The sequence below is a fragment of the Stenotrophomonas sp. Sm6012 genome (assembly GCF_030985895.1).
Classification (GTDB): Bacteria; Pseudomonadota; Gammaproteobacteria; order Xanthomonadales; family Xanthomonadaceae; genus Stenotrophomonas; species Stenotrophomonas forensis.
On sequence record NZ_JAPTFX010000066.1, the window covers coordinates 1 to 22,948 of the forward strand.

The 22,948-nt window shown below is 68.8% G+C and carries 17 protein-coding genes; 12 read left to right on the forward strand and 5 right to left on the reverse strand.

Annotated features, from left to right (window positions below):
* A partial coding sequence (gene mnmG, locus O0J73_RS12675; RefSeq protein ID WP_308308844.1) for a tRNA uridine-5-carboxymethylaminomethyl(34) synthesis enzyme MnmG occupies positions 1-1,845 on the forward strand: 1,845 nt, incomplete at its 5' end.
* A gap of 65 nt (positions 1,846-1,910) precedes the next feature.
* Here the strand turns inward: mnmG and smeC are convergent.
* Genes smeC through smeA form a run of 3 tightly spaced genes read right to left on the reverse strand, consistent with a single transcriptional unit; the run spans position 1,911 to position 7,681 of the window.
* On the reverse strand, positions 1,911-3,326 hold the full coding sequence (gene smeC / locus O0J73_RS12680) for a multidrug efflux transporter outer membrane subunit SmeC (RefSeq protein ID WP_308308845.1): 1,416 nt from the start codon (positions 3,324-3,326) through the stop codon (positions 1,911-1,913).
* The gene (gene smeB / locus O0J73_RS12685) at positions 3,323-6,472 is read right to left on the reverse strand and encodes a multidrug efflux RND transporter permease subunit SmeB (protein ID WP_308308846.1); all 3,150 of its coding nucleotides are present in this window, start codon (positions 6,470-6,472) and stop codon (positions 3,323-3,325) included. The genes smeC and smeB overlap by 4 nt, the downstream gene beginning before the upstream one ends.
* Before the next feature lie 12 nt (positions 6,473-6,484).
* A complete protein-coding gene (smeA, locus tag O0J73_RS12690) occupies positions 6,485-7,681 on the reverse strand; it encodes a multidrug efflux RND transporter periplasmic adaptor subunit SmeA (protein ID WP_197565014.1) in 1,197 nt (398 codons plus the stop codon).
* Between the two features lie 117 nt (positions 7,682-7,798).
* Between smeA and baeS the strand changes: the two genes are divergently transcribed.
* The 9 genes from baeS to O0J73_RS12735 all read left to right on the forward strand — a co-directional run bounded on the left by baeS (position 7,799) and on the right by O0J73_RS12735 (position 17,397).
* Positions 7,799-9,202, forward strand: coding sequence for a sensor histidine kinase efflux regulator BaeS (gene baeS / locus O0J73_RS12695; RefSeq protein WP_308308847.1), 1,404 nt, complete (start codon positions 7,799-7,801; stop codon positions 9,200-9,202).
* Positions 9,199-9,903 carry a response regulator gene (locus O0J73_RS12700; RefSeq protein WP_006475440.1) on the forward strand — a complete coding sequence of 235 codons (705 nt, stop codon included), beginning with the start codon at positions 9,199-9,201 and terminating at the stop codon, positions 9,901-9,903. The genes baeS and O0J73_RS12700 overlap by 4 nt, the downstream gene beginning before the upstream one ends.
* Positions 9,904-9,993: 90 nt before the next feature.
* The gene (locus O0J73_RS12705) at positions 9,994-10,524 is read left to right on the forward strand and encodes a gamma carbonic anhydrase family protein (protein WP_006475442.1); all 531 of its coding nucleotides are present in this window, start codon (positions 9,994-9,996) and stop codon (positions 10,522-10,524) included.
* A 123-nt stretch (positions 10,525-10,647) separates the two neighbouring features.
* Entirely contained in the window at positions 10,648-11,337 is a 690-nt protein-coding gene (locus tag O0J73_RS12710; protein WP_006475444.1) for an RDD family protein, read from the forward strand.
* Positions 11,334-12,326, forward strand: a complete 993-nt coding sequence (locus O0J73_RS12715; protein WP_308308848.1) for a stage II sporulation protein M — start codon at positions 11,334-11,336, stop codon at positions 12,324-12,326. Before O0J73_RS12710 ends, O0J73_RS12715 begins: the two co-directional genes overlap by 4 nt.
* A complete protein-coding gene (locus O0J73_RS12720) occupies positions 12,316-13,938 on the forward strand; it encodes a DUF4129 domain-containing protein (RefSeq protein ID WP_308308849.1) in 1,623 nt (540 codons plus the stop codon). The genes O0J73_RS12715 and O0J73_RS12720 overlap by 11 nt, the downstream gene beginning before the upstream one ends.
* Positions 13,935-15,119: a DUF4350 domain-containing protein gene (locus O0J73_RS12725; protein ID WP_308308850.1), complete on the forward strand. Its 1,185-nt coding sequence runs from the start codon at positions 13,935-13,937 to the stop codon at positions 15,117-15,119. Before O0J73_RS12720 ends, O0J73_RS12725 begins: the two co-directional genes overlap by 4 nt.
* Entirely contained in the window at positions 15,116-16,102 is a 987-nt protein-coding gene (locus tag O0J73_RS12730) for a MoxR family ATPase (RefSeq protein WP_008266232.1), read from the forward strand. The genes O0J73_RS12725 and O0J73_RS12730 overlap by 4 nt, the downstream gene beginning before the upstream one ends.
* Positions 16,099-17,397 carry a DUF58 domain-containing protein gene (locus O0J73_RS12735; protein WP_308308851.1) on the forward strand — a complete coding sequence of 433 codons (1,299 nt, stop codon included), beginning with the start codon at positions 16,099-16,101 and terminating at the stop codon, positions 17,395-17,397. The genes O0J73_RS12730 and O0J73_RS12735 overlap by 4 nt, the downstream gene beginning before the upstream one ends.
* A 190-nt stretch (positions 17,398-17,587) precedes the next feature.
* Here O0J73_RS12735 and O0J73_RS12740 read toward each other — a convergent pair whose 3' ends face one another.
* Together O0J73_RS12740 and O0J73_RS12745 are read right to left on the reverse strand one after the other, a co-directional pair.
* Positions 17,588-18,766, reverse strand: a complete 1,179-nt coding sequence (locus O0J73_RS12740) for a glutathionylspermidine synthase family protein (protein WP_308308852.1) — start codon at positions 18,764-18,766, stop codon at positions 17,588-17,590.
* Between the two features lie 7 nt (positions 18,767-18,773).
* Positions 18,774-19,346 (reverse strand): DUF1190 domain-containing protein, encoded by a 573-nt coding sequence (locus O0J73_RS12745; RefSeq protein WP_071228542.1) that lies wholly within the window; start codon positions 19,344-19,346, stop codon positions 18,774-18,776.
* 410 nt (positions 19,347-19,756) lie between these two features.
* Here O0J73_RS12745 and ilvD point away from each other — a divergent pair, with 410 nt between their 5' ends.
* Positions 19,757-21,595, forward strand: a complete 1,839-nt coding sequence (gene ilvD / locus O0J73_RS12750) for a dihydroxy-acid dehydratase (protein WP_197564948.1) — start codon at positions 19,757-19,759, stop codon at positions 21,593-21,595.
* 100 nt (positions 21,596-21,695) lie between these two features.
* On the forward strand, positions 21,696-22,868 hold the full coding sequence (locus O0J73_RS12755; RefSeq protein WP_308308853.1) for a DUF418 domain-containing protein: 1,173 nt from the start codon (positions 21,696-21,698) through the stop codon (positions 22,866-22,868).
* The last annotated feature ends 80 nt before the right edge of the window (positions 22,869-22,948 follow it).

Here is a 22,948-nt window from a genome sequence, read left to right on the forward strand (position 1 = left end):
GGCCACACCGGCACCGAAGCCGCGCTGGCCGCGGCCCGTACCGGCGTGCGCACCCTGCTGCTGACCCACAACATCGAAACGGTGGGTGCGATGAGCTGCAACCCGGCCATCGGCGGCATCGGCAAGGGCCACCTGGTCAAGGAGATTGACGCCCTCGGCGGCGCGATGGCGCATGCCGCCGACCGCGCCGGCATCCAGTGGCGCACGCTCAACGCCTCCAAGGGCCCGGCCGTGCGCGCCACCCGCTGCCAGGCCGACCGTAACCTGTACCGCATGGCGATCCGCGCCATCGTCGAAGGCCAGGCCAACCTGACCGTGTTCCAGGCCGCCGTCGATGACCTGGTCATCGAAGGCGACGCCGTGCGCGGGGTCATCACCCAGACCGGCCTGCGCTTCGACGCCGAGGCCGTGGTGCTGACCGCCGGCACCTTCCTGGCCGGCAAGATCCATGTCGGCCCGACCCAGTACGCCGCCGGCCGCATGGGCGACCCGCCGGCCACCACGCTGGCCGCGCGACTGCGCGAGCGCCCGTTCCAGGTGGACCGCCTGAAGACCGGCACGCCGCCGCGCATCGACGGCCGCTCGCTGGACTACAGCGTGATGGACGAACAGCCCGGTGACACGCCGCGGCCGGTGATGTCCTTCCTCGGCTCGGTGGACGAGCATCCGCAGCAGGTCAGCTGCTGGATCACCCACACCACCGAGCAGACCCACCAGATCATCCGTGACGCGCTGCACCGCTCGCCGCTGTACAGCGGCCAGATCGAAGGCATCGGCCCGCGTTACTGCCCGTCCATCGAGGACAAGGTGGTGCGCTTCGCCGAGAAGGCCAGCCACCAGATCTTCGTCGAACCCGAGGGCCTGGGCATCGTCGAGATCTACCCCAACGGCATCTCCACCTCGCTGCCGTTCGACGTGCAGCTGGAGATGGTGCGCAGCATCCGCGGTTTCCAGAACGCGCACATCACCCGCCCCGGCTACGCGATCGAGTACGACTTCTTCGATCCGCGCGGGCTGAAGGCCTCGCTGGAAACCAAGCTGGTCAACGGCCTGTTCTTCGCCGGCCAGATCAACGGCACCACCGGCTATGAAGAAGCCGCCGCACAGGGACTGCTGGCCGGCCTCAACGCCGCACGCCAGGTGCGCGGGCTGGACGGCTGGTGCCCGCGCCGCGACGAGGCCTACCTGGGTGTACTGGTGGATGACCTGATCACCCACGGCACCAACGAGCCGTACCGCATGTTCACCAGCCGCGCCGAGTACCGCCTGCAGCTGCGCGAGGACAACGCCGACCAGCGCCTGACCCCGGCCGGCCGCGAAATGGGCCTGGTCGATGACCGCCGCTGGAGCGCGTTCGAAACCAAGCAGGCTGCGGTTGCCGCCGAGCGTGCACGACTGGGCGCACTGTGGGCGACCCCGGCCAATGCGCTGGGCCGCGAAGTACAGGACACGCTTGGCGTGGCGGTCAGCCGCGAAACCAACGTGCTGGACCTGATCAAACGCCCGGAGCTGGACTACGCGCAGCTGATGCAGGTGCCGTCGCTGGGCCCGGCCGTAGCCGACGGCAAGGTGGCCGAGCAGGTGGAGATCGGCGTGAAGTACGCCGGCTACCTGGACCGCCAGCGTGAGGAGATCGAGCGCCAGCAGCGGCATGAAGCCACGCCGATTGCCGAAGCCTTCGACTACGCCACGGTGCGCGGGCTGTCGGCCGAAGCGCTGCAGAAGCTGGAGCGTGTGCGCCCGCAGACCATCGGCCAGGCGCAGCGCATCCCGGGCATGACCCCAGCGGCGATCTCGCTGCTGCTGGTGCACCTGGAACGCGCCCGCCGCGGCCGCGTGGCGTAGGCAGCACCCACCAAGGCCTCCCGACCCGGTAGATCCACGCCATGCGTGGATGAACACTGTACGCATTACCGTGCGTCGGCGCCCCCGCCCAGCACCTTGAACAACGTCACCCGGTTGCCCGCCTCCTGCTGCTGCAGGGCGATCAGGTCCTGCTGCGCGGCATACAGGCTGCGCAGCGCATCCAGCGCCTGCAGGTAGCCGTCCAGCCCGGTGCGGTAGCGCGCGTCGGCCAGCGTGTAACTGCGCTGGCTGGCGGCCACCAGCGCCCGCTGCGCGTCCATCTGCGTGGCCAGGTGATCACGCGTGGCCAGCGCATCGGCCACTTCACTGAAGGCCTGCTGGATCGCCTTCTCGTACTGCGCGATGCCGATGTCCTTGCCGATCTTCGAGGCATCCAGCGACGCCTTCAATGCACCCGCGTGGAAGATCGGTGCGGTGATGCTGGGTGCGAACGACCAGCCGCGGGTGCCGGCCGAGAACAGCGTCGACAAGGCGGTAGAGCTGTGGCCGTAGTTGGCGGTCAGGGTCAGCGTCGGGAAGAACGCAGCGCGCGCTGCTCCGATATCGGCATTGGCCGCCTGCAGCGCGTGTTCGGCTGAAAGCACATCCGGGCGCTGCAGCAGCACGCTCGACGGCAGGTTGGCCGGCAACGGTGCCAGCGCCACGCTACCGTCAAGCGCCTGCGCGGTCGGCAGCAGGGCCGGATCCAGCGGCGACCCCACCAACAGCTGCAATGCATCGCGATCCTGCGCCTGCTGGGTCTGCAACTTGGCGAGCGCGCCGCGCGCGGCTTCCACGCTGGTCTGGACCTGCGACAAGTCCAGCCCCGAGGCCAGCCCCTGTGCACGGCGGGCCTCGGTGCGCTGCAGGGTCTGCTGCTGGCTGTCCAGGGTCTGTTGCGTGAATGCCAGCGACTGCCCATCGGCGGCCAGCGCCAGCCAGGCCGTCGCCACTTCGGCCACCAGGCTGGTGCGCGCCGCACGCTGGTTCTCGGCACTGGCCAGCCAGTTCTGCAGCGCCTCGTTGCTCAGGCTGCGGATGCGCCCGAACAGGTCCAGCTCCCAGCTGCTGATACCGACCTGCACGGTATCGGCTTCGGTTAACTGGGTGGCCCCGGTCTCACTGTTGGCATCGCTCACGCGCGAGCGGGTGACGCTGCCACTGGCGTCCACCGACGGCAGCCATGCCGCACGCTGGATACGGTACTGCGCCCGCTCTTTTTCGACCTGCAGCACCGCCACGCGCAGGTCGCGGTTGTTCTGCAGCGCCAGCGCGATTACCTGCTGCAGGCGCGGCGCCACGAACACCTCGTGCCAGGCCGGCATCGCCAACGCCGGGCCGGTCTCGCCCGTTGCAACATTGCCGAACTGCGCCGGCACCGGGGCCTCGGGGCGCTGGTAGCGCGGCGCCATGCTCACGCAGCCGCCCAGCACGGTGGTCATGGTGGCGGCCGCCAGGGCACGCAACAGCATCGGCTTCATGGGCTTGCCTCCGGGGCAATGGCTTCGGCCGGCGCACGGCCCGGGAACAGGCGGCGCACCAGCAGGTAGAACAACGGCACGAAGAACATGCCCAGCACCATCGAGGCGACCGTGCCGCCGGCCACGCCGGTACCCAGCGAACGTCGCGCGGCCGAACCGGCACCGGTGGCGAACACCAGCGGCAGCACGCCCATCAGGAACGCCAGCGAGGTCATCACGATCGGGCGCAGCCGCAGGTAGACCGCCTGCAGGATCGCCTCGCGGGTACTCTTGCCCTGCTGTTCGAGGATGCGCGCGAACTCGACGATCAGGATGCCGTTCTTCGCCGCCAACCCGATCGTGGTCAACAGACCGACCTGGAAATACACGTCGTTGTTGAGACCACGCAGGTTCATCATCAGTACCGCACCAAACACGCCCACCGGCACCGCCAGCATCACCGCGAACGGCACTGCCCAGCTTTCGTACAGCGCGGCCAGGCACAGGAACACGAACAGCAGCGAGATTGCGTACAGCATCGGTGCCTGGTTGCCCGACAGCTGTTCCTGGTAGGCCATGTCCGACCAGGCGTGGCTGAAGCCCTCCGGCAAGGTATCGGCCAGGCGCGCGATCTCGGCCATCGCCTCGCCGGAGCTGACACCCGGCGCCGGCTGGCCGGTGATCTCCATCGCCGAGATGCCGTTGTAGCGCTGCAGTGCAGCCGGTGCGCTGGTCCAGTGCGTGCTGATCAGCGACGACAGCGGCACCATCTGCCCTGCCTGGTTGCGCACGCTCCAGCGCTCGATGTCCTGCGGCTGCATGCGTGCTTCGGCCGTGCCCTGGATGAACACCTTCTTGATGCGACCCTTGTAGATGAAGTTGTTGACGAAATCGCCGCCCAGCGCGGCATTCAAGGTGTCATTGACGTCCTGCGGATTCACCCCCATGGCCTGTGCCTTGGCGTCGTCCACCTTCACCGCGTACACCGGTGCGTCTTCCAGGCTGGCGTAGCGCACGTTGACCAGCTTCGGATCCCTGGCAGCCTCCTTCAGCAGCGTGTTGCGCGCGGCCACGGCGGCGGCATGGCCGGCACCGCCCTCGTCCTGCAGTTCCAGGGTGAAACCGCCGGCATCGCCGAGGCCGAGGATGGCCGGCGGCGAGGTGATGAACACCTGCGCGTCGGGCACGCTGGCCATGGCCCGGGTCAGCCGCGCGGCGATGGTATCGGCATCGTCCCTGCGGTCGTCCCAGTCCTTCAGGCGGATGAAAGCCTGGCCGACGTTCTGGCCGCTACCGGTGACACTGAAGCCGGCGGTGGCCTGGATCGACAGCACGCTGTCGTCCTTCACCGCGGCGGCACTGAGGCGATCCATCACCGCACGGGTCTGCTCCAGGGTGGAGCCGGCCGGCAGCTTCACCAGCGCGTTGAGCATGCCCTGGTCCTCATCGGGCAGGAACGCACCCGGCAGGTGCCACAGCAGCAGGCCGGTGACCACGCTCAGTACCAGGTAGAACAGCACGCCCAGCATGCGCCGGCCAAGAAATCCATCCACACGGCGACGCAGCCCATTCGACGTGCGCTCGAAGCGATGGTTGAACCAGATGAAGAACTTGCCCAGCAGGCTCGGTTCGCCGCCGTGGTCGCCGTGCGGGTGCCCGCCCTTGGGGATCTGATGCAGGATGCTGCCGCACAGGGCCGGCGTGATGGTCATCGCCACCAGCACCGACAGGATCATCGCCGCGGCGATCGTCACCGAGAACTGGCGATAGATCACGCCGGTGACACCGCTGAAGAACGCCATCGGCAGGAACACCGCGGTCAACACCAGCACGATGCCGACCAGCGCACCGGTGATCTGGCCCATGGCCTTCAGCGTGGCTGGCTTCGGCGCCAGCCCTTCGAAGGTCATCACCCGCTCCACGTTCTCCACCACCACGATGGCATCGTCCACCAGCAGGCCGATGGCCAGCACCAGCGCGAACATGGTCAGCGTGTTGATCGAATAGCCGAACGCGGCCAGCACGCCGAACGTACCCAGCAGCACCACCGGCACCGCGATGGTCGGGATCAGCGTGGCCCGCCAGTTCTGCAGGAACAGGTACATCACCAGCACCACCAGGATGATCGCCTCGACCAGGGTGATCACCACTTCCTTCAGCGAGATGGTCACGAACGGGGTGGTGGTGAAGGCCACGTGGGCGGTGTAGCCATGCGGCCAGTATTTCTGCAGCTGCTGAAGCCGTGCATCGATGGCCTTGGACACGGCGATGGCATTGGCACCGGCATTGAGCTCGATGCCCAGCGAGGCCGACGGCTTGCCGTTGAAGGTACTGATGCTGTCGTAGCTCTCCGGTCCCAGGCCGATCGTCGCCACGTCGCCCAGGTGCACGACGCTGCCGTTGGCATCGGCCTTGAGCACCACCTGCGCGAACTGCTCGGGGGTGTGCAGGCGGCTGCGCGCGGTCACGGTCGCGTCCAGCTGCTGGCCCTTCAGTGCCGGTTGGCCACCCAGCTCACCGGCCGACACGTCGGTGTTCTGTGCCTGCAGTGCGGTCTCGATGTCCGACGGCATCAGCGCGTACTGGCGCATCTTTTCCGGGTCCAGCCAGATACGCATGGCGTATTCCTGGCCGATCGGCTGGATGTTGCCGACGCCGCTCACGCGGCTGATCTGGTCATCGATGCGCGCTTCCATGAAGTTGGCGACATCGAAGTTGTCCATGCTGCCGTCTTCGCTGGTGAACGACAGCACCTCGAAGATCGAACCACTGGACTTGGTGATGGTCAGGCCGTTCTGCTGCACTGCCTGCGGCAGCGTGGCCATCGCGGCCTGCAGCTGGTTCTGCACCTGTACCTGCGCCGTATCCGGATTGGTGCCGGTGGCGAACACCAGGTTGACCTGCGCCGAGCCGTCGGAAGCACTGGTGGAGGTCATGTACATCAGGTGGTCCAGGCTCTGCTGGGACTGCTCGATGACCTGGGTGACGGCGTTTTCCACGGTCTGCGACGAGGCGCCGGTGTAGGTGGCGCGGATGGTGATGGTGGGCGGGGCGATCTGCGGGTAGCGGTCCACCGGCAGGATCAGGATCGCAAGCAGGCCGAGCAGGCTGACCGCGATGGCGATCACCCAGGCGAAGATCGGCCGGTCGATGAAGAAACGAACCATGCGCGGCAGGCCTCAGTGCGACTTTTCGTCGGTGTTGCCGTTCGGGTCGATCGCCGGCATTGCTGCCAGCTGCGCGGTGGTGGCCGCCACCGCCTTCACCTGCTGGCCCAGCGCTACCGCGCTGCCGTTGCTGACGATCACCCGCTCGCCGGCCTTCAGGCCCTGCGTGATCTGCCACTGGTTGCCCACCACCTGGCCGGTGCTGACCCGGCGCTCGATGACGTGGTCCTTGGCGTCGAGCAGGCGCAGCAGCGGCTCGCCGCGCTCATTGCGCACCACCGCCTTCTGCGGCACCAGCAGCGCGCGCGCATCGGTGGCCATCGGCAGCACCGCCTTCAGGTACATGCCCGGCAGCAGCAGGCCATCCGGGTTCGGAATGACCGCGCGCAGCACCACGTTGCCGGTACCCGGATCGACCGCGCTGCCGACGAATTCCAGCGTGCCTTCATGGGCATAGGTGCTGCCATCCTCCAGCACCACCTTCACCTGTGCCTTGCCATCAATGGCCTTCACCAGGCCGGCATCGAGCTGCTTGCGCAGCGCCAGCATCTGCGTGCTGGACTGGGTGACATCCAGGTACACCGGGTCCAGCCGCTGGATGGTGGTCAGCGCGGCGTCCTGGCCCGCGGCGACCAACGCGCCGGCAGTGACGCTGGAGGTGCCGATACGGCCGTCGATCGGTGCGGTAACCCGCGTGTAGTCAAGGTTGATGCGGGCGGCCTGCAGCGCAGCGCGCGCAGCGATCACATTGGCCTGCGCCTGCTTCAGCGCAGAGGTCGCATCGTCGGCATCCTGCTTGCTGGCCGCGTCCATGCTCACCAGCGCGCGGGTGCGCTCGGCCTTCGGTTGCGCCGACAGCACGGTGGCCTCGGCCTGGGCCAGCTGGCCACGGGCGGTGTCGAAGGCCGCCTGGTACGGCGCCGGGTCGACCTGGTACAGCAGTTGACCGGCCTTGACCTGCTGGCCTTCGGTGAACAGCCGCTGGCGGATCAGTCCACCGATCTGCGGCCGCACCTCGGACACTTCGAACGGCACTGCGCGGCCGGGCAGGGTCTGCTGCAGCGCCAGCGGCTGCGCGCTGGCGGTGATGACGCCCACTTCAGGCGTGGGGGGCGCTTCGGTCCTGCCGGCGGAACAGGCGGCCAGGGCCAGCAGCAGCGGCAGCAGCAGGGGATGGGAAGAACGGGACAGCGGGCGCAGGAGTGACATGGGGGGCGTGGGAGCCTTGTGTTGACCCGGGCACGCTGCCGTGGAACTGTGCAGAGAATATGGAGATTGTGCGACCGGCTCAGCTGGCGCTTGCTTTCGGCGCCACATGCGCCGCTAATGGCCCCCGCGATGGCGAAGATTCGACTCAAATTCGGCCTGACCGCGAAGACCTTCCTCGCGATCTTCACTGCCTGCCTGCTGGTGCTGGCAGTGAACGGCATTGCCAGCCGCGTGGCGTTCCAGACCGGCTTCCTGGACTACCTCAACGATCAGGGCGACCTGCGCATGCAGCGGCTGATGCCGCACCTGCAGCGCGAATTCCGCGAGCACGGCGGCTGGGACCACCTGCGCGGTGACAGCGATCGCTGGGCGCGGATGCTGCGCCCGGACCTGGCGCATGGGCACGAAGGGCCGGTGCCACCGCTGTCCGACCAGACCGGCGTTCCGTCGCGGCTGGGCCTGTTCGATGCACGGCACCGCTACGTGGCAGGCAACCCCGACGCGACCAGCGATGACGAGCCGCACGCGGTGCAGGTGGACGGGCACACGGTGGGCTGGCTGGGCATGGTGCCGTTCCAGACCGTCATCGCCACCAACGACCTGAACTTCTACAACACCCAGATGCGCGCCTGGTGGGTGATCGGCATCTCGCTGCTGCTGGTGACGGTGCTGCTGGCCTGGCTGGTGTCACGCGCGCTGCGCCAGCGCCTGGCCAAGCTCGCGGCGGCCACCCACCGGCTCGCCGCCGGCGACTACGCCACCCGCATCGAGCGCACCAGCGACGACGAACTGGACGCACTGGTCAACGACTTCAACCGGATGGCGCAGGCGCTGGACGACACCGAGCGCAACCGCCGTGCCTTCATCGCCGACATCTCGCACGAACTACGCACGCCGTTGGCGGTGGTACGTGCCGAACTGGAGGCGATCGAGGACGGCATCCGCCCGCTGGACCGTGCCAATCTCGGTGCCCTGCAGGGCGAGATCCGCCAGCTGGGCAAGCTGGTCGACGACCTGCACGACCTGTCGATGACCCAGTCCGGCGGGCTGGCCTACCGCTTCGCCCCGCTGGACCTGGTGGCGCTGCTGCGCAGTGAGCTCAATGGCATGCGCGTGCGCTTCGCCGCAGCCGGGCTGGCACTGGAAGAAGCGCTGCCTGCCACACCGCTGCAGGTATCCGGTGACGAGCGGCGCCTGCAGCAGGTGCTGGCCAACCTGCTGGAGAACGCGCTGCGCTACACCCATGCCGGCGGCCGCGTACTCGTGCAGGCCGCACGGGTGCCTGCCGGCGTACAGCTGATCGTGGAAGACACCACACCGGGCGTACCGGCGGAAAAATGTGCGCTGCTGTTCGAGCGCTTCTACCGGGTGGAAAGCTCGCGCAATCGTGCCAGCGGTGGCAGCGGACTGGGCCTGGCCATCAGCCACAACATCGTTCTTGCCCACCACGGCCAGATCCACGCCGAGCCCTCGCCGCTGGGTGGGCTGCGCGTGGTCATCACCCTGCCGGAGCCTGCATGAGCACCTCCCCCGCCAGCACATCGCCCGCCGCACCGGCGAAGATTCTCATCGTCGAGGACGAACCGCGCCTGGCCGCCGTGCTGCGTGACTACCTGGCCGCAGCCGGCATGGTCAGCGAGTGGGTGGATGATGGCGGCCAGGTGATCGACGCCTTCGCGCGCTACCAGCCCGATCTGGTGCTGCTGGACCTGATGCTGCCGCAGCGCGATGGCGTGGATCTGTGCCGCGAGCTGCGCGCCAGCAGCGACGTGCCGGTGATCATGGTCACTGCGCGGGTGGAGGAGATCGACCGCCTGCTGGGGTTGGAGATCGGCGCCGACGACTACATCTGCAAGCCGTTCAGCCCGCGCGAAGTGGTGGCGCGAGTGGTGGCAGTGCTGCGCCGCTGCAGGCCGGACCCGGCCGCGCGCACCAACAGCGGCCTGCACATCGACGAACCGGCCGCGCGTGCCACCTGGAACGGCAAGGGCCTGGACCTGACCCCGGTGGAGTACCGCCTGCTGCGCACCCTGCTGGCCACGCCCGGCCGGATCTGGGCACGCGATGAACTGCTTGATCGCCTCTATCTGGACCACCGCGTGGTGGTCGACCGCACCGTCGACAGCCATGTGCGCAACCTGCGCCGCAAGCTGGCCGACGCCGGCATGGAAGGCGAACCGATCCGTTCGGTGTACGGGATGGGCTACAGCTACGAACCCTAGCCAGCGGCCGGCACTACCCCGCGGCAGGCACGCGGCGTGCGGACCACGCGCGTATCATCGTCGCGAATGCCCTGATTTCCGGAGACACCGATGAACCCGCTGCGCCCCTTCCGCGACAAGATGCCCGTCCTCGGCGAGCGCGTGTACATCGATCCGGCCTGCACCGTCATCGGTGACGTCGAACTGGCCGACGACGTGTCGATCTGGCCGGGCACGGTCATCCGTGGCGACGTCAACTACGTGCGTATCGGTGCGCGCACCAACGTTCAGGACGGCACCATCATCCACGTCAGCCACCACAGCCCGTACAACAAGGCCGGCTACCCGACGCTGATCGGCGAGGGCGTCACCGTCGGCCATGGCTGCATCATCCATGCCTGCACGATCGGTGATTACAGCCTGATCGGCATGGGTGCCTGCATCCTCGACGGAGCCCGGGTGGAGCGCCACGGCTTCGTCGGTGCCGGTGCCGTGATCGGCCCGGGCAAGGTGGTCGGCGAGGGCGAACTGTGGGTCGGCAATCCGGCGCGGCCGGCGCGCACGCTGAGCGACAAGGAGATCGAATCGCTGCACTACTCGGCCGACCACTACGTGCGGCTGAAGGACGAATACCTGGGCTGAGCGGCCAACGCCGCCATGCGGCTCTGCTAAAGTCTGGGCCCGACCAGGATCTGTCGAGACCCCCATGCCTGTGGCTGCCTGCCGGAGAGGACTCCGGCGCCCACATCGAAGGCCTTCGCACTGATGGCCGCACCGATGCTCGACACCTACCGCGAGGTGGTGACGCCGGAGGGCGTGCTGCTGCAGTTGCCGGCGGCCGGGCCGCTGCCGCGGGCGATGGCCTGGCTGGTCGATCTCGGCGTGCGCGTCGCCGTGCTGGTGCTGATGTCGATTCCGCTGGCGCTGCTGGACACGTTCGGCTCGGGCCTCTACCTGGTGCTGATGTTCCTGGTCTACTGGGCTTACCCGATCGTCTGCGAGGCGCTGTGGGGCCGCACCCTCGGCAAGCGCGCGCTGGGCCTGCGCGTGCTGTCGCGCGATGGCGCACCGGTGGGCTGGATGGCATCGATCACCCGCAACCTGCTGCGTACGGTGGACATGCTGCCGTTCGGCTATGCGCTGGGCCTGGTCAGCAGCCTGTTCGACCCCCATGGGCGCCGCCTTGGCGACCTGGTCGCCGGCACGGTGGTGGTGCATGCGCCGGCGCTGTACCTGCCGCCGCCGCCGACCATCGACAGCGTGCTGGCCCCGCCGCAGCCGCTGCGCCCGGATGAACAGGCGGCGTTGATGGCCTTCGCCGAACGCGCGCCGCGGCTGTCGGCGGCGCGCCAGCAGGAACTGGCCGGAATTGCAGAGCCGCTGACCGGCGCACAGGGCCAGATCGGCGTGCTGCGCCTGTATGCCATGGCCAACTGGTTGCTGGGGCGGCGATGAAGCAGGAACAGTTTGTCGCCCGCTACCAGCAGGAATGGCAGGACCTGGAGCAGTGGCTGCTGCTGCGTGCCGGTGCCTCGCGCCGCGCCCGCCGCAAGGCCAGCGGCCTGGCACTGGACGACACCGCCTTCCCGCAGCGCTACCGGCGCCTGTGCCAGCAGCTGGCGCTGGCCCGCGAACGCGGCTACAGCCCACAGCTGGTGCAGCGCCTGCAGCTGCTGATGCAGCAGGGCCACAGCGTGCTGTACCGCACGCGGCCAACGCGCTGGCGCGCCGCGCTGGAATTCCTGGTGGCCGACTTCCCGCTGCTGGTCCGCAGCCAGGCGCGCAGCATGTGGGTGGCGCTGGCAATGTTCGCACTGCCGGCACTGGCCTGCTTCGTGCTGGCCCAGGTCTATCCGGACCTGATCCACATGCTGATGGACAACCGCCAGATCGCCGCGATGGAGCGCATGTACGACCCCGCCGCCGAGCGCCTGGGCCGCGACAGCGGTACCGACTGGATGATGTTCGGCCACTACGTCATGAACAACATCAGCATCGCCCTGCGCACCTTCGCCAGTGGCCTGCTGGCCGGCCTGGGCACGCTGCTGGTGCTGTCATTCAACGGGGTCACCATCGGTGCGGTGGCGGGCCACCTGCAGCACATCGGCCACGGCGGGCCGTTCTGGCGCTTCGTGGCCGGGCATGGCGCGTTCGAGCTGACCGCCATCGTGATCGCCGGGGGCGCCGGGCTGCAGCTGGGCATGAAGCTGCTGGCACCGGGCCGGCGCAGCCGGCTGGATGCGCTGGTCGACGGTGGCCGCATCGGTGCACGGCTGTGCCTTGGCGTAGCCTTCATGCTGCTGGTCGCCGCCTTCATCGAAGCGTTCTGGTCATCGATCGCCGAAGTGCCGGCATGGGGCAAGTTCAGCGTGGCCGGCGTGCTGTGGGCCGGCGTACTGCTGTGGCTGTGGCGTGGCGGACGCGGAGCCGGCGATGCGCATTGACCACCTGGACGTGGTGCTGCGCGCACGCAGCAGCTGGGAGGCCATGGAGCTGGGCAGCGCCCTCGCCCGCCGTCACGCGCGTGCGGTGTGGGGCAGCTGGCTGCTGGCCAGCGCGCCGCTGTTCGTGGTCTTCAACGCGCTGGGCTGGTGGCTGGATGCGTTCGGCTGGGCCTGGCTGGCGATGTGGTGGTGCAAGCCGCTGTTCGAACGCGCGCCGTTGTACGTGCTGTCACGCGGCATCTTTGGTGAGCCGGTGGGCACGCTGGCGGCGCTGCGCGCGCAGCGCCACTGGGGCGGTACCGGCTTCTGGGGCTACCTGGGCTGGCGCCGTTTCAGCGTGCTGCGCAGCCTGTGCCTGCCGGTGAACCTGCTGGAAGGCAACGCACCGGACCAGCGCGGCCCGCGCCGTCGCGCGGTCGCGGCCGGCGCCGCAGGTGCAGCGACGGTGCTGACGGTGACCTGCCTGGCATTCGAAGCGGTGCTGGTGTCCGGCGCGATCGGTGCGGTATTCATGTTCATGCCGCTGGACCTGATGTCCGAATCGTGGCGTGCGGCCTGGGACATGATCGGCCGGGACACGCCGGCGTGGGCCCGGCTTGGCTTCAACCTGGCGTGCTGGCTGGCCTCGGTGCTGGTCGGGCCGTTCTTCGTCGGTGCCGGCTTTGGCCTGTACTTGAACCGGCGTACGCAGATGGAAGCCTGGGATGTGGAAATCGCGCTGCGCCGCCTGCGTGATCGACTGCTGCCGGCGGCGTCGACACTGGCCCTGCTGCTGTGCCTGGCGCTGCCACTGGCTTGCGCACCGGTGCACGCGCAGGACGCAGACGCCGGCCCCGGACGTGCAATGGGCAAGCCCAGTGCCAGTGACATCTCCGCCGAGGAAGACGACAACCAGCCGGCCATCGACCCGTCCAACACGCCGGCGATGATCTTCGGCGACACACCGGTGGATACCGCCGGTTTCCGCCAGGCGGTGAACCGTGCCTACGAAGACCCGCTGCAGCACCCCACCCGCCAGGTCACGCACTGGAAGCCGATCGAGCAGGCCGAGGAAAAGAAGAAGGAAGACAAGCCGCTGCAAGGCGACAGCGGCAACAAGGGCGAGCGCAAGGCACGCAAGGACGGCATTGCCTGGCTGGCGCGGCTGGCCGAGTGGGGCCTGTGGGGCCTGCTGGGCATCCTGCTGCTGGTGCTGCTGCTGACCGCGCGGATGTGGCTGCCCTGGCTGCGTGGCAGTGGCCGGCGCAAGGCCGGTACCGCGCCGCCGGTGGTTGAAGAGGCGGTGGAGCTGCCCGCGGTGCTGCCGCCGGACGTGGCCACCCAGGCCGGCCTGCTGTGGGACCAAGGCCGGCCACGGCAGGCGCTGGCCCTGCTTTACCGCGCCAGCGTGCGCACCGTGGGCGAGCGCAGCGGCATCGCGCTGCCTCCCGGCGCCACCGAAGCGCAGTGCCTGCGTGCCTCGCGGCGCATGCCGGAGGCCGCCGACCGTGACCTGTTCGCGCGCATCGTGCGCATGTGGCAGTACGCCGCCTATGGTGGCCGCCTGCCCAGCCGCAGCGACTTCGACGCGCTGGCCGACACGCTGCGCCAGCAGTACGGGTGGCAAGCATGAGCCCGCGCCTGTCCTGGTCGTTGCTGCTGGGCCTGCTGGTGCTGATCGGCGTGCCACTGACGATCCTCTACCTGCGCACCCACGAACGGGTGACCGAGACGCTCACCCTGCCGCCGCAGGGCGAGGCCAGTTACAACCCGCTGTACGTGCTGGGCCAGGCCCTGCGCGCCGACGGCATCGAGGTGCATTCACGACCACGGCTGGACCTGCCGCAGATGGCGCTGGGGCCGCGCGACACGGTGGTGCTGCTGCAGGACAGCAGCGAGCTGCCGGCACCGGCCGTGAAACCGCTGCTGGCCTGGGTCGACCGGGGCGGGCACCTGCTGGTGCGCACACCGCCCCCGGCGGAGGACGATGCCGGCAGCACGCAGGGACCCTTGCTGGACCAGCTGGGCGTGGACAGCCTGTTCCAGCGCAACGACTGCCAGCCGTTCCATATCGACGACGACAGCGGTCACAGCGAGTTCTGTGGAGGCCGCCGCTTCACGCTCGGGTTTGCCGCGCGCGCACAGGCCGAACGCCGCTGGGGCGGTGACCGCGACCTGGTGTTCGCGCGCCTGCGCCATGGCCAGGGCAAGGTGAGCGTACTGGCCGACATGGAGTTCATGCGTGGCGATGTCGACACACCCGCCGCACGGCTGGGCGCCGCTGCGGGCAGGCCCAGCGATGGCCTGCACGATCCGGCCCACCGCGACCTGACCCGCTATCTGCTCGATCCGAACTACGGCAGGGGTGCGGTCTGGCTGGTCTACGCCGGACGCCCGCCGTCGCTGTGGGCGCGCCTGTTCTACCACGGCTGGCCGCTGTGGGTGCCGCTGCTGCTGGCCCTGCTGGGTTGGCTGTGGGGCCGCTCGCAGCGCTTCGGCAGCCTGCAACCGTCGCCGCTGCTGGAACGCCGCTCGCTGCTGGAGCATGTGCGTGCCAGCGGCGAACTGCTGCTGCGCTTCGGCCACGGCGCGCGCCTGTACGACGCCGTGCTCGCCCTGTTCCTGCACCGCCTGCGCCTGCGCGCGCCGGTCGCCGCCGCACTCGACGGCGCACCGCGCGAGCAGGCCATCGCCGAGCTGCTGAAGTGGCCGCAGGGCCGCGTCGCCAGCGCGCTCACACCCCCACCGCCGCACGATTCCTCCGCCCTGCGCGAGCGCATCCGCTTGCTGCTCCAGATGAGATCCCTGCTATGACCGAAGTGCCCGAGCTGCCGGCGGCCGCCAACGCCCGCCTGATCGAACGCGTCGACGCCATCCGCGATGCCGTTGGCCATGCCTTCATCGGCCAGGCCGATGTGCTGGACCAGATCCTGGTGGCGCTGCTTGCCGGTGGCCATGTGCTGATCGAGGGCGTCCCCGGGCTGGGCAAGACCCTGCTGGTGCGTGCGCTGGCACAGGCCCTGGAACTGGATTACGGCCGCGTGCAGTTCACCCCCGACCTGATGCCCAGCGACGTCAGCGGCCACGCGGTGTACGACCCGAAGAGCGAGAGCTTCAAGATCCGCCGCGGCCCGGTGTTCACCAACCTGCTGCTGGCCGATGAGATCAACCGCGCACCGGCCAAGACCCAGTCGGCGCTGCTGGAAGTGATGCAGGAAGGCCAGGTGACCATCGAAGGCAAGGCGTTCACCCTGGCGCCGCCGTTCATGGCGTTGGCCACGCAGAACCCGCTGGAGCAGGAAGGGACCTATCCGCTGCCGGAAGCACAGCTGGACCGTTTCCTGTTGAAGGTGCTGATCGACTACCCGCAGCTGGAAGACGAGAAGCGCATGGTGACTGCGATCACCAGCGGCCGCGCCGCCAGCGATTTCGACCTGAGCCAGGTGCCGCGGGTGCTCGGCGCGGGCGAGCTGCTGGAACTGCAGCAGGCCACCGCTGCCATCACCGTCGACGACGAAGTGATCGACTATGCGGTGCGGATTGTTGCCGCCACGCGGCAGTGGCCGGGGATCGCCGTCGGTGCCGGCCCGCGCGGCAGCATCGCGCTGGTGCGGGCCTCGCGCGCGCAGGCGGTGCTGGCCGGTCGTGATTTCGTCACGCCGGATGATGTGCGCGACATCGCACGCCCGGCGCTGCGGCACCGCATCGCGCTGGCCCCGGAACTGCAGATCGAAGGCCAGGACGCCGACGACGTGCTGGGTGCACTGCTGGCCAAGGTGGAAGCACCGCGCCGATGAGGCCGTCGCCGCTGCTCCTGGTACTGCTGCTGGCCTGGGCCGCGCTGGGCGGACTGGTGCTGGGCGGGCTGCTGCCGCGCTGGGGCTGGGCGCTGGCCGCACTGGCGATCGCCCTGCCGGCACTGTGGGATCTGTGGCGGCAGACACGGCGACCTTCGCCGCAGGTGCAGCGCGAGCTGCCCGAGGCGCTGGCGCTGGGCGTACGTCGCGAGGCTGCACTGCGGCTGCAGGCAGATGCATCGATGACGGTGCAGGTGTTCGACCTGGTGCCGGGAGGCTGGCCACTGGAATCGCTGCCGCAACGCGTACAGCTGCAGGCCGGCAGCGCCTCCACCCTGCACTATCACCTGCAGCCACTGCAGCGCGGGCACTTCCACTTCGAAGGCGTGCATCTGCGCATGCGCTCTCCGTGGCGGCTGTGGTGGCAGCAGCGCACCGTGCCACCGGCATTGGACGTGCGCGTCTATCCGAACTTCGTGCCGCTCACCCGCTTCGCTCTGTTCAGTGCCGACCAGGCCTCGCGGCTGGTCGGTGCACATGTGAAACGCCGTCGTGGCGAAGGCACCGACTTCCACCAGATGCGCGAGTACCGCGTCGGTGACAGCCTGCGCCAGCTCGACTGGAAGGCCACCGCGCGTGCGCGCAAATTGATCTCGCGCGAATACCAGGACGAAAAGAACCAGCAGCTGCTGCTGATGCTCGACAGTGGCCGGCGCATGCTGGCCAGCGAAGGCGGGCTCTCGCACTTCGACCATGCATTGAACGCCTCACTGGTGGTGGCCTACCTGGCCCTGCGCCAGGGCGACGCCGCCGGCCTGTTCGCCGCCGGTGGCGAGCGCCGCTGGGTGGCGCCGCAGCGCGGCATGGGCACGGTCGAGCACCTGCTGCGCGCCAGCTACGACCTGCAGCCGCGCGCAGTAGCCACCGACTATCTGGCTGCCGCCACCGAGGTATCGCTGCGCCAGCGCCGGCGCGCCCTGGTGATACTGGTCAGCAACGTGCGCGACGAGGACATCGAGGACCTGCTGGCAGCCGTTCGCCTGCTGCAGCAACGCCACCTGGTGTGCGTGGCCAGCCTGCGCGAGCGTGAGCTGGACGCTGCGCTGGAGGACGAGGTGCAGACGCTGGAGGATGCCGCTCAGGCTGGCGCCGCTGCGTTGTACCTGCAGCAGCGCGCGAAGGCACACGAAGCGCTGCGCAGCGAGAAGGTGATGGTACTGGACGTGACCGCCGACGCTCTGCCCGCTGCGCTGGTCGAGCGTTACCTGGCAGTGAAGCGCGAAGGATTGCTCTGATACCCACAGCGGCCGGCACGACCGGCACATCGCCCTGGTAGGTGCCAACCTTGGTTGGCACGAACCCACAGCGCCGACCAAGGTCGGCATCTACCAACAACGGTGCCGGCCAGCGGCCAGCACTACCGGCACATCGCCCTGGTGGGTGCCAACCTTGGTTGGCACGACGGCCCTGTGGGCCGTACCGCCATCAGACGTAGATCCGCGTCGGCGCCTCGTCCACGATCGCGTGCGGCACGAAGCGCGCACTGTCGCGGGTGATCGCGCTGTCGTCCTCGCGGATACCGATGCCGCAGGCGTGATCGCCGACCACCCAGCTGCCGATCAGCGGGTAACCGCCGTCGAAGCGGGTGAGCGGATGCGCGCGCTGGATGATCGCCGGGCCGTCGTAGGGACCGTCACTGCGCTGGGTGCTGCCATCGGCCAGGTGCATCTCGATGTTGGCGCCTTCGCGCGAGAACAGTGGCTTGCGCACCCAGCCCGAGGCCAGCGTGCTGCCGTCATCGAAGTGCGCTTCCAGCAGGTTCGGATGACCGACATTGCGCTGCCACAGCAGCGGCAGGATGCCCTTGTTGCTCAGCACCGCCTTCCATGCCGGCTCCAGCAGCTGCACGCCCGAGCCGGGCAGCGCGCGGCCGAATTCCTCAGCCATCAGGTCTTCCAGCGGGTACAGCTTGAACAGCGTGCCGATCACCGAATCGTCCAGCGCGGTGAAGCGGCCATCTTCGGACAGACCAATGTCCTCGATGGCGATGGCCTGGCCATGCAAGCCGGCCTGCGAAGCGCAGTCACGCAGATAATCGACGGTGCCGCGGTCTTCGTCCGAGCTGCCTACGGCGCTGAAGTGCAGCGGCGGCGGCAGCTGCGCGGCCAGTTCGCCGAAGCGCTCGACCAGCGCTTCATGGATCGCGTTGAACTGGTCGGCGTGCTGCGGCAGGCGACCGGCGTTGCGCTGGTCTTCCAGCCACTGCCACTGGAAGAAGCTGGCCTCGAACAGCGAGGTCGGCGTGTCGTAGTTCAGTTCGTACAGCTTGGCCGGGCCGGTGCCGTCGTAGGCCAGGTCCAGGCGGCCATAGAGGTGCGGCTGGCGCTGGCGCCAGCTGTCGGCAATCCAGTCGCGGTAGTGCGACGGAATCGCCAGCTGGTCCATCAGCCGTTCGCTGGCGATGACATCGCCGACCAGGTCCAGCGCCATCTGGTGCAGCTCGGCGCTGGGGTCTTCGATGTCCTGCTCGATCTGGCGCAGGGTGAAGGCGTAGTACGCGCTTTCATCCCAGTACGGCTGGCCGTCGATGGTGTGGAAGCGGAAACCCGCCTCTTCCGCGCGTGCCCGCCACTGGGCACGCTCGGCAATCCGGATGCGCTGCATGGGTCGATCAGCCGCCGTAGCTGCCGCTGGTGCTGCGGCGCGCGCTGGTGTTGCCGAAGCCACCACGGCTGGCGGTGACCGCACGGTTCGGCTCGCTGGTGACCGGCGCCAGGCCAGCCTTGCCCGCGCCGATGCCGCTGGCGGTGTTCAGGCCGCCAGTGCCACCCGGGGCCGGGCGCGCCCAGCCCGCGCTCTTGTCCTGGTAAGCCGGCGACGCCGCCGGTGCCTGCGGGGCCAGGCCGCCGCGATTGCTCAGCATCTGCGACATGAAGAAGCCCATCATCATCGGGCCGATGAACGAGGTGCCGGCCGACGTGTGCTGCTGCACGCACTGTTCCGGCTTGTAGTCCTTCTCACAGGCTTCCTTGCTGGCGTACTTCGGCGCCGCATCGGCGGCCTGCTTCTGCGCTTCGGCGAAGGCGTTGCGGCACGAGGACGGATCGCCGGTGGCCTCGGTGCAGGCTTCGACCGAGGTATACAGGCCTTCCTGCACCTTCACCTCCGGCTCCTTCTGGCAGGCGGTGAACAGCAGCGGCGCGGCGCTCATCAGCAGCAGCGCGGTGGTGCGGGAACGTTTCATGGCCTCATGCCCTGTCGACGGATCAATGCCCCAATGATGCCAAATCCTGGCCAGCAACCGGAATCGGCAAAGTCCGAAAGATGAACGGACTTTCATTTTCGTCGGGCATTGGGGGTCAGCGCCCATCGCGCCGCGATGGGATCCGCCCCCGGACGGCGCACCGCTCTGGCAGGTGCCAACCTGGGTTGGCACACACCCCGCGGCGCCCGGCGATGCCCAGCGCGCGCAGCCAAGTCTCCGGCAAGAAGCCCCCTTGTTGTTCAAGGGGGCGCGCCGAAGGCGCGGGGATAAGGGGAAATGCGTGGACCACCAAGCCGCTGCAAGCGGTGAAGGTGGTTGCAGCAGCAACCGAAAAAATTGTCCATGATCGGGCGACCCCCACGTTGTACGGCCCGCCCGTTCCGCCAGCCATGCCTGAATACCGCTCCCGCACCTCCACCGCCGGCCGCAACATGGCCGGCGCCCGCGCCCTGTGGCGTGCCACCGGCATGAAGGACGGCGACTTCCACAAGCCGATCATCGCCATCGCCAACTCCTTCACCCAGTTCGTGCCCGGCCACGTGCATCTGAAGGACCTCGGCCAGCTGGTCGCGCGCGAGATCGAGCAGGTTGGCGGTGTCGCCAAGGAATTCAACACCATCGCCGTGGACGACGGCATCGCGATGGGCCATGACGGCATGCTGTATTCGCTGCCCAGCCGCGAGATCATCGCCGACGCCGTGGAGTACATGGTCAACGCGCACTGCGCCGACGCGCTGGTGTGCATCAGCAACTGCGACAAGATCACTCCCGGCATGCTGATGGCCGCACTGCGCCTGAACATCCCGGTGGTGTTCGTCTCCGGCGGACCGATGGAAGCAGGCAAGACCAAGCTGTCCGAGCACAAGCTGGACCTGGTCGACGCGATGGTGGTGGCCGCCGATGACAGCGCCTCCGACGAGAAAGTGGCCGCATTCGAGCGCAGTGCCTGCCCCACCTGTGGTTCGTGCTCGGGCATGTTCACCGCCAACTCGATGAACTGCCTGACCGAAGCGCTGGGCCTGTCGCTGCCCGGCAACGGCACCACGCTGGCCACCCACGCCGACCGCGAGGCGCTGTTCCGCCGCGCCGGCCGCCTGATCGTCGAACTCTGCCACCGCTGGTATGGCGGCGAAGACCCGGGCGCGCTGCCGCGCGGCATCGCCACCCAGGCCGCGTTCGCCAATGCGATGACCCTGGACATCGCCATGGGCGGATCGACCAATACCATCCTGCACCTGCTGGCCGCCGCGCAGGAAGCGGAGGTCGACTTCGACCTGACCCATATCGATGCCTTGTCGCGGCGCGTACCGCAGCTGTGCAAGGTGGCGCCCAACACGCCGAAGTACCACATCGAGGACGTGCACCGCGCCGGCGGCGTGTTCGGCATCCTCGGTGAACTGGACCGCGCGGGCCTGCTCGATACCGGTGTGCCGACCGTGCACAGCGCCAGCCTGGCCGACGCGCTGGAGCGCTGGGACGTGGTGCGCAGCGACAACGACACCCTGCACACCTTCTTCAAGGCCGGCCCGGCCGGCATTCCTACCCAGGAGGCCTTCAGCCAGGCCACGCGCTGGCCGACGCTGGACGTGGACCGCGCCGAGGGCTGTATCCGCTCGCTGCAGCACGCGTATTCGCTGGAAGGCGGGCTGGCCGTGCTGCGCGGCAACCTGGCCGTGGATGGCTGCGTGGTGAAGACCGCCGGCGTGGATGAGTCGATCCACGTGTTCGAGGGCCCGGCACGCGTCTACGAAAGCCAGGACGCCGCCGTCGCCGGCATCCTCGCCGACGAAGTGCAGCCGGGCGAGGTGGTGGTGATCCGCTACGAAGGCCCGAAGGGCGGCCCGGGCATGCAGGAGATGCTGTATCCGACCAGTTACCTGAAGTCGAAGGGGCTGGGCAAGCAGTGCGCACTGCTGACCGATGGACGCTTCTCCGGTGGCACCTCGGGCCTGTCGATCGGCCACGTTTCGCCGGAAGCGGCCAGCGGCGGGGTCATCGGCCTGGTGGAAGATGGTGATCGCATCCGCATCGACATCCCGGCCCGCCGCATCGATCTGCTGCTGGATGACGCCACCCTGGCCCAGCGCCGCACCGACGCCGATGCGCGTGGCTGGAAGCCGCGCGCGCCGCGCCCGCGCAAGGTCACCAGCGCGTTGAAGGCCTACGCCCTGCTCGCCACCAGCGCCGACAAGGGCGCCGTACGCAACACCGCCCTGCTGGGCGACTGACCCCTGTGGGGTAGTGCCGGCCGCTGGCCGGCATCTGCCGCGTGCCTCGAGGCTCATGCCGGCCAGCGGCCGGCACTACCGATCCGGTACGCTGCGCGGCATGACCCACCGCCTGCCGCGCCAACCCCTCATCGATGCCCTGCGCGGATTCGCGCTGCTCGGCGTGTTTCTGGTCAACCTGCGCTTCTTCTCGCTCGATGCGCTGATGAGCGAGGCCGCGCAGCAGGCGCTGCCCAGCGCAGCGCTCGACCAGGCCATCCGCACCGGCATGGAATGGCTGGTGGACATGAAGGCAATCACCCTGTTCTCGCTGCTGTTCGGCATGGGCGTGGCGATGCAGATGGACGGCCGGGCGCCCGGCAGCATGGCCGCGCACCTGCGGCGGATGGCGGTGCTGCTGGTGATCGGCCTGCTGCATTCGGTGCTGCTGTGGTGGGGCGACATCCTGCTGGTGTATGCCGTGGTCGGCCTGCTGCTGCCGTTGTTCCGGCACCTGGGCGATCGTGCCCTGCTGTGCAGCGGCCTGTTCATCGCCCTGTTGCTGCCACCGCTGCTGTCGCCGTGGATCCGCGAATGGGTGGCCCTGCTCACACCGCGCGCGCAGATGAACGCCATGGCGCTCGGTGCGCTGGAGCACGGAAGCCTGGCGCAGGCGTGGTGGCACAACCTGCAGCTGGCGGCATGGCTGAAGCTGAGCAACTGGGCACTGCTGTTCTTCGTGCTCGGCCGCTTCCTGCTGGGCTACTGGGCGGGTCGTCGCGGCCTGCTTCAGCAGCCGCAGGCACACCGGCCGCTGCTGCGCGCGATCGCCGTCGGTGGGCTGCTGTTGACGGCCGCGTTTCTGTGGATCGATGCCCACGCCGACGCGCTGAAGCAGGCGTGGCCGGCGCTGCGTAGCGGTGTGCCGGGCTACCTGCTGCGTGTGGCGTACCGCGTTGCGCCGCTGGCACTGGGCATCGCTGCGGCCGCCATCTTCGCCCTGCTCTATCTGCGCCCGTGGGCCGAACGCGTGCTGCGCGTGTTCGTCCCGGCCGGGCGCATGGCATTGAGCAACTACCTGCTGCAAAGCGCCATCTGCGTGCCGTTGTTTGCCGGCTTCGGGTGGGGCATCGGCCCTCAGCACGGGCTGTGGCCGGTGCTGCTGGTGGCAGCGATGCTGTTCCCGCTGCAGCTGTGGGCGAGTGCGTGGTGGCTGCGCGGCCATCGCTTCGGGCCGGTGGAATGGCTGTGGCGCAGCGCCAGCGAAGGACAATGGCTGCCGCTGCGGCGCTAGCCATCGGAGACGGAGCGGATCAGGTCGTTTTTTGCCATTTGCGACTTAATCCCCTCCGTCCCCGTTTTGCCGGCCAGCGG